The organism is Rossellomorea vietnamensis (assembly GCF_008180615.1).
Taxonomy (GTDB): domain Bacteria; phylum Bacillota; class Bacilli; order Bacillales; family Bacillaceae_B; genus Rossellomorea; species Rossellomorea vietnamensis_D.
On sequence record NZ_VTEH01000007.1, the window covers coordinates 165,729 to 177,183 of the forward strand.

Consider the following 11,455-nt stretch of genomic DNA (forward strand, 5'->3'; position numbering starts at 1 on the left):
TATTTCTTTGATGAACGCGGCAGGCTGCTCCCGCCTAAGGGCATTTTAACACCTTAATGCTAATTTATTGTAAAGATAGGCTTGGGATTATACTGCCCTATCTTATAAGGGTTATAAAAAAAGTTACTGAAGCGAACTCTTCCTTTCCAAAAGCAGCAGGACAGAAAATCAACAAAAAAAAGAAGCTCACCTTTTAGGCAGCCCTTATGCCGATAACAGACCGCGTCTGTTCAATTCCTGTTCAACCATTTCTATAAATTCGATTACTACATCCTCTTCCACTGACCGTTGATAGACTTCCACGATCTGTTCATCTGTAAGCTCATAAAGAGATACCACACCGCTCACCTACTGTTCTAAACTGACATACTTGGCTATTTTCCCTTTATTTAGTGTTAATAAACCTTTTTTTCTAATTTTTTTTGTTTTTTTAAACGTTTTTTTAACATGACTTTTTTGCAAAGATTGTGGTTGATTTACACAAAACGGAAATTTCAACAACAAGTACAAGGCAGGGCTTTGCCTGATTTATTTGATTTGCTTTAATATTTTGAATATAATCTCTTTTGTTTCCATGAGTAAAGAAAGGGGAAAAGGAGGAGAAGCAGGCTGGGTTGGCAGCTTGGTATTTTAAGGTATGTCTGGACAGTTGAATAAATATAAATTATCATGTATTTTATTACGTTTCTGAGGTGAAGTCACTATGGACAATGGACAATCTAATGTAAAAGTAAAAGCAAGCACGGGAAATGTACTTCTCTTTCTGCTCCCGTCTCTTTTAGGTATATTTCTTTTTATGACTCCCATCCCGCAGGATGAGGGTGTAACAATTCCGATAGCTCTGCTGTCAGGATTTCTGCAGGATCATATTGGTCAATTTATTCCTGCTATTATGACCGTACTCATCATCATCACAGTGCTTGGCTCCTTCATTGCCAAACTATTCAAACCGGATTTCATTATGAATAATGCTTTTTTAAATAATTTATTTGCTGTAAATCTTCTTTGGTTAATCATACGTTTATTCGGTGGAATCTTTGCTGTAATGACCTTATTTAAAATCGGGCCTGAAATGGTTTGGGGTCCTGCCACTGGCGGTACGCTGCTAAGTGTTGACGGATTGCTGACCATCCTCTTCTCCGTGTTTCTGTTTGCAGGCTTATTCCTGCCGCTGCTGCTTAACTTCGGTTTGCTCGAATTACTTGGTGCACTTCTAACCAAAGTGATGAGACCGCTGTTTGGCCTTCCTGGCAGATCTTCCATCGATGCTCTTGCATCATGGCTTGGTGATGGAACGATTGGGGTTCTTTTAACGAGCAAACAATACGAAGAGGGATACTACACAAAGAAAGAAGCTGCCATCATCGGAACGACTTTCTCTGTAGTCTCCATCACCTTCAGCCTTGTTGTCATTGCTGAAGTCGGACTCGGTAATTATTTCCTTCCCTTTTATGGAGCTGTCATCCTATCAGGGGTGGTTGCTGCCTTGATTATGCCGCGCATCCCTCCTCTTTCCCGGAAGCCCAACACGTACTATAACGGGCAGGAAGGACAGGATACAATGGAGGTCATTCCGGAGGGATATTCACGCTTTGGATATGGCTTTCACCAGGCACTGGTTCAAGCGCGGAAGAATAATGATGTAGCTAAATTCTTCAAGGACGGGTTCAAAAATGTACTGGATATGTGGCTGGGAGTGGCGCCAATCGTCATGGCCATCGGTACAACCGCTTTAATCATTGCGGAGAATACGCCCGTTTTCGGCTGGATCGGCATGCCGTTCATACCAATCCTTGAACTCTTGCAAGTCCCTGAAGCGGGTGCTGCTTCAGAGAGTATCCTCGTCGGTTTCGCAGATATGTTCCTTCCCGCTCTGTTTGCTGAAGGAATTCAAAGTGAATTGACACGCTTTGTCATTGCCAGTGTTTCCGTGACTCAGCTGATTTATTTATCAGAAGTCGGAGGATTGCTGCTTGGATCGAAAATCCCGGTCAGCTTTAAAGACCTGGCTATCATCTTTCTAGAAAGAACTATTATTACATTACCAATTATCGTTCTTATTGGACATCTTGTATTCTAATTCTTTTAAGGAACCTGTAAGTCTTAATAGACTTGCGGGTTCTTTTATTTTGTAAGTTAATCATTCTCAAAGATTGTTGCTGTTTTTCCAACTAATCTTACCATTATCTTCTTAGCTTCCTGACTTATTGGTACGTTTTCCGACTAATCTTACCATTATCTTCTGAGCGCCCTAACTTATTGGTACGTTTTCCAACTAATAATGCCATTATCTTTTGCACTCCCTGACTTAATGGTGTGTTTTCCCATTAAATCCACCCTTTCCATCTTGGCTGCGAGTTATAGAAAAAAGCGGATGCACCCGGCACCCGCTCCTTACCTTTACTTCTTCAATTTTTCCAGCATGTCTTCGGTCATACGCGCAAGATCATATTCCGCCTTGAAGCCCCATTCTTCTGACGCTGCTGAGGCGTCGATGGAGTTTGGCCAGCTTTCGGCAATTCCTTGTCTGACTGGGTCTACATCGTAGTCCAGCTTGAAGTCTGGGATGTGTTTGCGAATTTCTTCCGCGACCATTTCCGGCTCAATGCTCATGGCTGTAACGTTGAATGAGTTTCTGTGCTTCAACTTGGCAGGATCTGCTTCCATCAGGTTAATGATGGCATTCAATGCGTCAGGCATATACATCATATCCATATATGTCTCTTTATCTATATAAGATGTGTAGGAGCCATTTTCAATTGCCTTGTAATAAATATCCACCGCGTAGTCGGTTGTACCGCCGCCTGGAGGTGTTGTATAGGAAATCAATCCAGGAAAACGCAAGCCGCGTGTATCCACTCCGAATTTATTGTAGTAGTAGTCACAAAGCAGTTCTCCGGATACTTTATTGACTCCATACATAGTAGTTGGACGCTGGATTGTATCCTGCGGGGTGTTGTACTTCGGTGTAGACGGACCGAATGCACCGATTGAGCTTGGTGTAAAGAATTTGCAATTCAGTTCTCTTGCTGTTTCAAGGGCATTGACCAGCCCGCCCATGTTCAGGTTCCATGCAAGCAATGGCTTAGCTTCAGCCGTTGCTGACAGTAGTGCAGCCAAGTGGATGATGGTATCCACTTCATGTTTTTTGGCGATGTCGAGCATCTTTTCATAATCCGTCACATCCAGGATTTCAAAAGGCCCTCCCGTAACGACTTCACTGTCAATGGTTCGGATATCTGTCGCAACGACATTGTCTTTCCCATAAATTCCACGCATTTTGATGACAAGCTCTGAACCGATTTGCCCAAGAGCCCCTGTTACAAGAATCTTCTTCATTTTTTACAACCTCCCAATTTCTGCCCGTCCTGCTGTCTCTCTATTTTAGGGGGCGGAGCTTTAACTCCGCCCAAATGTATGTTTAGATCAAATCCATTTCTTTTCCAACTTTTTCATAGATCTCCAGAGCCTTATCCAGCATCTCTCTTGTATGTGCCGCTGTCGGCATATTTCTTACACGGCCTGTTCCGCGCGGTACTGTCGGGAAGACAATGGATTTCGCATAAACGCCTTCTTCGTTCAGACGCTTACTGAACTGCTGTGTCGTTTTTTCGTCGCCGATGATACATGGCGTGATCGGTGTTTCACTATGTCCAATATCAAACCCGAGCTTACTCAGACCTTCTTTCAGATACTTGCTGTTTTCCCACATTTTATCTTGAAGCTCTGTGCTGTTCATGATTAATTCAAGCGCTTTTGTTGTAGCTCTGACATCAGCCGGTGTTACAGCTGTGGAGAACAAGAACGGTCTTGAAGCCACTTTCAGCCAGTCAATCAGATTCTGCTTACCGGCTACATATCCGCCGATGACTCCGATTGCTTTAGAAAGAGTACCAATTTGGAAGTCCACACGGCTGGACAATCCGAAGTGCTTAACCGTACCGGATCCTTTGCCGAGTACACCTGAACCGTGGGCATCATCCACATATGTCATGATATCGAATTCTTCAGCGATTTCGACGATTTCCGGAAGCTTTGCGATATCGCCATCCATGGAAAATACTCCGTCTGTGATGACCATGACTTTACCATATTGGCCGGATTCTACTGCTTCTTTCGCTTTTGCCCGCAAGTCTTCCATATCCGAGTGGTTAAAGCGGATGACTTTTGCACGTGAAAGGCGGCAGCCGTCAATGATGGAAGCGTGATTCAATTCGTCGGAAAGAATGGCATCATTTTTGTTCATGACGGCCGAGATGGCTGCCATGTTACAGTTGAAGCCGGATTGATAGGCGATGGCTGCTTCTGTTCCTTTGAACTCGGCAATCTTTTCTTCCAGTTCAAGGTGGATATCAAGGGTTCCGTTAATCGTACGGACTGCACCTGCACCGACGCCGTATTTCTCAACCGCTTCGATTGCTTCCTTTTTCAGCCTCTCATCTGTTGCCAGACCAAGGTAGTTGTTGGAAGAAAGGTTGATCAGATCTCTTCCACCGATCTTGATGACCGGTCCGTTGGCACTTTCTACCGGGTCTATCTCGTTATATAGTCCCCGATCTCTCAGGTCATTTAGGTTTTCTTGCAAAAATTGATCTAATTTTCTACTAGTCATATAGTGTAATCCCTCCATGTATAATAGTGAGAATTTGTAAACGCTTCACAAACAGTTGTACGTGTCAAACGCACACTTTTCAAGTCGTCAAATGTTATTCCTGCTAACTATCCATTCTTGTTTATTTTAACATGTTTACGTGTGACGGACAAAGTTATTGACCTGCCTCTCTAACATCAGGGACCTTATCCCACCACTTTAGTAGAGTAGGCATGATTATTAAAGAAGATGGTAATAAGCAGGATCAGAAAAATGACACTGACAAAAATCAAAGCGAACTTCCGGGAGTTGTTGGCCCGCTGAATCTCGTCATATTTGATCGGCCGGATGCCGGACAAGTTAAAGACTACTACGGCGGAAAGGAGAATGCTGTTAATGTTCACGGACAGCAAAAGCAGGGAAGGCAGGACATGCTCCCATAAGGCGGCTCCAATTGTGACTCCAAGGACGATGGTGGGCGGAAGCAAGGCAACTGCAACCATGACACCGACCAGGGAGCTCGGCGACCCCCTAAGGATGGCCAGTGCTCCGGCTGCCCCAGAGGCAAGGGCCAAAATCCCATCCATGTAATCAACCTGCATCCTTGACACAAACTCTTCGCTTTCAACAGGAACCGGCAGCACGATGCCTGACAGAATGGCTATCAGCAGAGAGATGCCGACACCTGCAAACACTGTAAGTGACGCCTGCCTGACCAGTTTGAAATCTCCAAGGATCGAACCAAAAGCCAATGCAATAACCGGACCGAGCAAAGGAGCAATGACCATCCCGCCAATGACTATGGCTGAGCTGTTCTTAATGATTCCTATAGTCACCACGATGGATGAAAGCACTACAAATAAAAGGTAATTCATATGGACATTGCTCATTGATTCGATTTTGACATACAGCTCATGTCTGCTTGCCCTCTGAATCGAATTTCGGTTTTCTTCTTTTTCCTTATTCTCTTCTTCTATTTCCTCTTCCGTTTTCCGCCTGATATGGCTCTGCACCGGAAATAATGTCGCTTCAAATCCATCGATTACATTGATGATGCTTTCAAGATAGTTCAGGATCTCCTCCGAGTCTGTCGTTTTTACAATCATCCTAACGAGGAACTTTTCTTCTGAATGATCCCTCACCACATAGGAGGTTGACTCGAACTTCTTAAGCTTCTCATCTACTTTTTCAAAATGCTTCTTCGGGATATAGGCTTCAATCAGCTGCAATGACATATATACTCACCCTCAATCGGAAAAACTTTCCTTCTTATCTAGTATTGCTTTATCACGGAAAGTTTACTCAGTACAGGAAGCTGCATTTTCCCGTTCATGTTTATTACCAGAAATCTGTGTTATACTGAAGACAAAAGGAGGCGGTACGCATGACCACGAATAAAGCCCTGATGGAGCATGGGGAATTTACCCCGGAACGGATTGCATTTTACAGAGATATCGCTTTTGTCGAAGCTGTGAATTCACAGAATGAACTTCATTACCTATTTTTCTATAAAGAACAATTCCTGACTTGCAAAAAAGCCCTGAAGCTTAAACGGAGCACGTTTATCGAACAGGCTTTCAAAGATGGAATTGTTTTTTTATGCCCTCACCCTCTCGCCGACCAGCTGATAGAGCAGAACTCACCATTAAAGGTCATCAGCTTCAATGACCTTCATAAAAAACTGAAAGCCACCAGGACACTTCAGGAGACCGCCTATATTTTCAGGGCGCTGGATTCCTTCCTCGCACCCGAAAAGCTTTTTCACCTTATCCGTAACCACTATTACCAGTACCGCCGAAACGGACAATTTCTCCACGCTTACAAAATTTTAAGGATTTTGGCCGAAATCGCGCCGCAAAACTCCTGGGTCCGCCAGACATCCGCTGAACTGCACTTCCAGCCTTATGAAAAAACGTATAAACAGAACCCTCTCAAGCTTCTCGAAACAGACCCGCTCCATGCCGCTTCCTACCTCTGGAAGAGCAGGCATGAACAAGAAAATAATGAGGCCCTTCAACAGCATCTGCTTCAGCATAAACAAAGGCTGACCATCACCGCTCTGATGGTTGAAAGCGTGCTTCAGAACCCTTGCCATGAAACTCTCCAACCCTTGACCTTATGGATACGCACCCACCTGGATAAACAAGATGAAATTGACCTTCTCTATGCCCTTTCAAAAGCAATACCGGAAAACAGAGAGATCCTTCAGCAGCTTCTTCATGAATTGATAGAATCGGGAGAGTATGACAAAGCTCTGGAACTGCTGGGCGATACCCCTGCAGCCGCAGGCGACATGGATGAAGCGATGCTGTCACGGATTTTCGAAGGAGTGAACTGGCAGCAGACAACCATTCCGATAGAAAAACTGAACACTATGATCATTTCCGTCCTTCAAGGACATCCGACCAAACTGGAGAAAATCATGAAGTCCTGTGTACAATCACTTCTTGAAGGACACGACCTGCCCTTTGTCGCAGAATGGATCGCACCGCTGCAAACCCAAAATATTTCACTGCCTGTCGCAGAGAAAATCAAAAAAATGAACGCCCTGCTGGATGATCCGGAGCAGCAGTCACAGCTGGGAGAGTATTACTACCAATTCCAAAGCCTCGACAGGGCGATCGACTGCTTCAGCTGGGATATGGAACTGCGCCCGAATGATCCCGCTCCCGTCAAGTGGCTTTCCCGCCTGTATCAAGAAAAGGGGATGGCCAATGAAGCAAAGGCTTATCAGCAGGTTTTGATGGAGATGCAGAAGCGCGCATAATGAAACCCGGCAGTCCTTTAATGGGCAGCCGGGTTTTTATATAAGGTATTCTCGATTTTATTTAATTGCTGATGTGTACTAACCATATTTTAGCAAGGAGGTCTTGCTAGGAGGACAAGATAGAGTTATCTTCAATCCACCCCACTATATCTTCAAACGGAATAGAAGGGTTTTTCTTTTCTACCATCAGAACAGTGAAGTCTTCTGCTTCTTGGGGAGATACAATGAGTTTATATCCGTTTTGGCGAAGAAACATATAAAGACTTGCAAAGGCTGTTCGCTTATTTGCACTATGAAAAGCATGATTTTTAGCCAAGCTTTCATAAAGAGCAGCCGCTTTATGAAAAATAGAAGGATAAGCGTCTTCCCCAAAAGCGCTTTGTTTCGGGCGGTTAACCGCACTATTTAGAAGATGTGGAAACTTTATCCCCTTTTGTTCCAAAGGAGAATAGACATTGATTTGGTGAGTATTCAAAAAAAACACTTGATGTTCTGTAAGATATTTCGTCATCCATATTACCTGTTTACGAGGCCTTTGAACGTATCATCGTATTCCGTCATCATATCATTCATCTGCTCTAAGAAGTCCGCATCGACACCTTTAGGAAGTTTCAACTGCGCTTTCTTTTTAATGTTCACAGAACCGTTTTGCAAATCAAATTTCACTTCATCCCCATGCTGTATTCCTAAATGATCCAAAACTTCTTTTGGAAATGTGACTCCTAAACTATTTCCAATTTTAGTTACTTTGCGTTCCACTCTCTTCTCCACCACCGTTTTAGTCATGTAAATCCCTCCTTCTATCATATACATGAATCCGGTGAAATATAACAAAACAAAACATTAATATGTTATAACTGTTACTACAATTATAACACTTGTTGTACTTGGGTAAACATCAAATTACCCTTACTAGTTAGACCGATTTCTGATAATAGATAACTCATCAATGCTCCTAAATACAGAAACCTCCTGCATACCACCACTCAAACAGAACTTGCCCTGTCCTCCACACGTTTCCGCAATACCGCTTCGTCCATCCTTCTCAATGCCAGAGTCAGCCTTTCTCTCGGACAGGCAATATTCATCCTTACAAATTCCCTGCCGCTTGGACCGAATTTATAGCCTTCATCAAACTTAATTTTGGCTTCTACCAGAAAAAATTCGAACAGTTCCTCATGCTCCATTCCCAACTCCGAACAATCGAGCCAGATGAGATGTGTCGCTTCCGGCACGACCGGTTTGACCGAAGGAATATTTTCCTTTAAGTAGTTCACCGCGAAACGCAGATTTTCTTCCAGATACATCAGCAGGTCATTGAGCCATGGCTCCCCTTGTTCATAAGCGGCAATGGTTCCTTCTACCCCAAAGGCATTCGGCCTCGACAACCCAAAGCTCAGCAACTTTGCTTCATAGGTTTCTCTCAGTTCTTTGTTAGGAATCATTAAAATAGATGTCTGCAATCCGGCAATGTTGAAGGTTTTGCTCGGGGCAGCACAAAGGATGCTTCGCTGCTGGAGCTCTTCATTAATACTGAATATGGGATGATGAGCCGCTCCTTCAAAAACCAAATCTCCATGCATCTCATCTGAAATGACCCAGACATCATGCTCAAGGCAAATCTCTGCAATCTTTTCAAGCTCCTGTCTTGTCCACACCCGGCCGACCGGATTATGCGGGCTGCACAAAATCAGCACCTTGGTCTTTGGGTCCTTTGCCTTCGACTCCAGATCATCAAAATCCATTTCATAGATTCCGTCTTTATATGTAAGAGTATTTTTCATAACCGTACAGCCATGATTTTCAATCGTGCTGTAGAAGGGATAGTAAACAGGGTCCTGCACAATGACACCGTCCCCTGGTTCTGTTAAAATACCGAGCAGGACATTCATCCCCGGAATGATTCCCGGACTGAACGAAATCCACTCTCTATCAATATCAAGTCCATGCCGTTTTTTCCACCACATCTGGATATTATGGAAATAACGCTCGCTGAAGGTGGTATATCCATAGATTCCATGCTTTGCTTTATCCTTCATAGCCTCCGTGATGGCTTCAGACACTTGAAAGTCCATATCAGCAATGCACATCGGAATAATTTCTTCATCTGAGAATGACCACTTGACGGAGTGTGTATTATGGCGCTCGACACAGTCGTTCCAGTTCATCCTTTTTTCCCCCTTCTTCCTCTTATTTTTTAAAATTTCTCCCGTGTTTACTATATCATGAAATAGAAAAAGGATAACCCGCCTTCCGGATTATCCCCTGTATCTCCTTATTCTTGTGCGGACAAGCGGGCTAGCTCTGCTTGGATTTCATTTTTCAGCTTTTCAACGACATTAAAATCCATCGCGCTTATATAGTAGCCTTCAAGGTCGTCGTGCAGGGCTTTGGCTTTTGCCAGATAGGAGGTAGCTTCATTCATCTTATCTCGATAGTTTCTGCTAATGACTTCAATTTCTTTAGCATACTTTTCATCGGTTCCAGCTTCCACTGCTCTTTCATAAACATCCACTATTTCATCGCCGGCCCGTTCCGGAAAATACTCATGAGGTGCCGTGCTGTCAAAAATGGCGAAGCCGAGTTCGCGTACAATCACCATATCAAGGCTGTTTGGATCAAAGCCACAGTGGTAAATTTCAACATCGAGTCCTCTGTCTTCTGCAGCCCGGGCCAGTTTTTTCAGCATCGTCGATTTCCCGGTTCCAGGCCGTCCCTTGATGAAATACCGTTTGGGAAGCTCTTCGGTCAGGTTGCCGATGAAATCACGCGGCCCGTCTGGTGTGGCGGCACCCAGAAAACGATGCTTAACCTCCGCCTTTTTGTTTAAGTATATGTGGGAATATAACTTTTCCATTAACTCTGCTGTCAAAGCATCACAGCTTTCAAAGCTCATATTCTCAATATAGATTTTTTCCCAGTCATCGTGGATCCTCAGGGCCTGTGCATACGTGCTGTATGCCGCTTGGAAGGCAGAGGAAATATCCGTAGTCAGGACCGCAATCTCATCACGGTGGGCCCTTAGGATTCTTGAATCCCAGGCGGTACCCAAATTGATATATTCCTCAACCACACCCGGCAATTCCGGTTCGATGACATGCGGCGCCGTCCCATCTACAATTCCCGCATTTAACGCAGGAATGATCACTCCGTCAATGCTATCGTTATCTGACGAACAATGAAGGTACTCAACGTCCCAGCCTTCTTTGCTCCAATGACTGCCGACCGCCTTCATCAAAGAAGATTTACCGGTACCCGGCCCGCCCTTCAGGATGAATAAACGATCGAGACCCTGCAAATTCGAGGCGTATAAACTATGGAAGCCGCGGGCAGTATTTCCTCCCGCATAATAATGGCGAACTTTTCCGCTCATTGTAACCACTCCTTTTCCGATATATAGGAGAACACTCTATATCTTATGCAGGAGATCCGCTTGGGTGAATGCCCAGTGAAAAAAAGTGGGAGCCGCCCTTTTAGCCCCGACAGACAGATACCAAAGCGATAAAAAGGCGGGATTTCCTTTTATTCGCTTTGGGTTATTTGACCCGGAGCTTGATTCAGCGGAAAGGTCCCGCTCTACGGCCTTACAAATTGTAGGTCTCTCAAATGAGATAGAAAAATCCCAACAAACAAAGTGAGTTGATGATGACTTATCGCAAGGAGAGACCGAAATCTGATAGCTGCTGGGGACTTAGAGCTGGATTCAGAAACACCTCCTAATCTTTTAACCTAAAAAAATACGCTATTTCTAAAATGATTGATGCTTTAGAATGCACCTATAAGTAGGAGGATTGGAGCGGAAGGCGTACGATCTCCTGCGGGACTAGCGGGACAGGTGAGACCCACTGGTTTTGCAAAGATGTAAACAAATTTGTAAACAAGTAAAAATTTACCATCTTCATTAGATCAGGGAAGCAAAAAAGACAATACACAAATAAAAGTGCCGCCTGTTCCCATTTTTTGTAATATATATATATTTACTTAATTACTCTCTTAACTTGCTTTTTTCTTTTCTCAACGATTAATGCGACATGACCATATTGGACTTTTTCCTTTGGTTTATCCGGTATCTTCTGCCTGCCTTTTGATGTTTTTTT

The 11,455-nt window shown here is 44.0% G+C and carries 10 protein-coding genes; 2 read left to right on the forward strand and 8 right to left on the reverse strand.

The window, feature by feature from the left end:
* Window positions 1-204: 204 nt before the first annotated feature.
* Window positions 205-339, reverse strand: a complete 135-nt coding sequence (gene sda / locus FZC79_RS11555; protein ID WP_187442747.1) for a sporulation histidine kinase inhibitor Sda — start codon at window positions 337-339, stop codon at window positions 205-207.
* A 364-nt stretch (window positions 340-703) separates the two neighbouring features.
* Between sda and FZC79_RS11560 the strand changes: the two genes are divergently transcribed.
* Window positions 704-2,080: a YjiH family protein gene (locus tag FZC79_RS11560; protein WP_148946945.1), complete on the forward strand. Its 1,377-nt coding sequence runs from the start codon at window positions 704-706 to the stop codon at window positions 2,078-2,080.
* Window positions 2,081-2,400: 320 nt separating this feature from the next.
* Here FZC79_RS11560 and FZC79_RS11565 read toward each other — a convergent pair whose 3' ends face one another.
* The 3 genes from FZC79_RS11565 to FZC79_RS11575 all read right to left on the reverse strand — a co-directional run bounded on the left by FZC79_RS11565 (window position 2,401) and on the right by FZC79_RS11575 (window position 5,826).
* Complete coding sequence (locus FZC79_RS11565) at window positions 2,401-3,339, reverse strand: L-threonine 3-dehydrogenase (RefSeq protein ID WP_148946946.1); 939 nt, start codon at window positions 3,337-3,339, stop codon at window positions 2,401-2,403.
* A gap of 82 nt (window positions 3,340-3,421) precedes the next feature.
* Complete coding sequence (locus FZC79_RS11570; protein WP_148946947.1) at window positions 3,422-4,612, reverse strand: glycine C-acetyltransferase; 1,191 nt, start codon at window positions 4,610-4,612, stop codon at window positions 3,422-3,424.
* A gap of 185 nt (window positions 4,613-4,797) precedes the next feature.
* The gene (locus tag FZC79_RS11575; RefSeq protein ID WP_148946948.1) at window positions 4,798-5,826 is read right to left on the reverse strand and encodes a TIGR00341 family protein; all 1,029 of its coding nucleotides are present in this window, start codon (window positions 5,824-5,826) and stop codon (window positions 4,798-4,800) included.
* Between the two features lie 149 nt (window positions 5,827-5,975).
* On the opposite strand from FZC79_RS11575, the gene FZC79_RS11580 reads away from it, so the two are divergent.
* A complete protein-coding gene (locus FZC79_RS11580) occupies window positions 5,976-7,358 on the forward strand; it encodes a tetratricopeptide repeat protein (RefSeq protein ID WP_148946949.1) in 1,383 nt (460 codons plus the stop codon).
* Between the two features lie 106 nt (window positions 7,359-7,464).
* On the opposite strand, the gene FZC79_RS11585 is transcribed toward FZC79_RS11580, so the two are convergent.
* From FZC79_RS11585 to FZC79_RS11600, 4 genes are all read right to left on the reverse strand, one after another.
* Window positions 7,465-7,869, reverse strand: a complete 405-nt coding sequence (locus FZC79_RS11585) for a type II toxin-antitoxin system death-on-curing family toxin (protein ID WP_148946950.1) — start codon at window positions 7,867-7,869, stop codon at window positions 7,465-7,467.
* A gap of 5 nt (window positions 7,870-7,874) precedes the next feature.
* Window positions 7,875-8,144 carry an AbrB/MazE/SpoVT family DNA-binding domain-containing protein gene (locus FZC79_RS11590; protein ID WP_148946951.1) on the reverse strand — a complete coding sequence of 90 codons (270 nt, stop codon included), beginning with the start codon at window positions 8,142-8,144 and terminating at the stop codon, window positions 7,875-7,877.
* Between the two features lie 200 nt (window positions 8,145-8,344).
* Window positions 8,345-9,526 (reverse strand): MalY/PatB family protein, encoded by a 1,182-nt coding sequence (locus tag FZC79_RS11595; RefSeq protein WP_148946952.1) that lies wholly within the window; start codon window positions 9,524-9,526, stop codon window positions 8,345-8,347.
* 107 nt (window positions 9,527-9,633) lie between these two features.
* A complete protein-coding gene (locus FZC79_RS11600; RefSeq protein ID WP_148946953.1) occupies window positions 9,634-10,731 on the reverse strand; it encodes a PRK06851 family protein in 1,098 nt (365 codons plus the stop codon).
* Window positions 10,732-11,455: the final 724 nt, after the last annotated feature.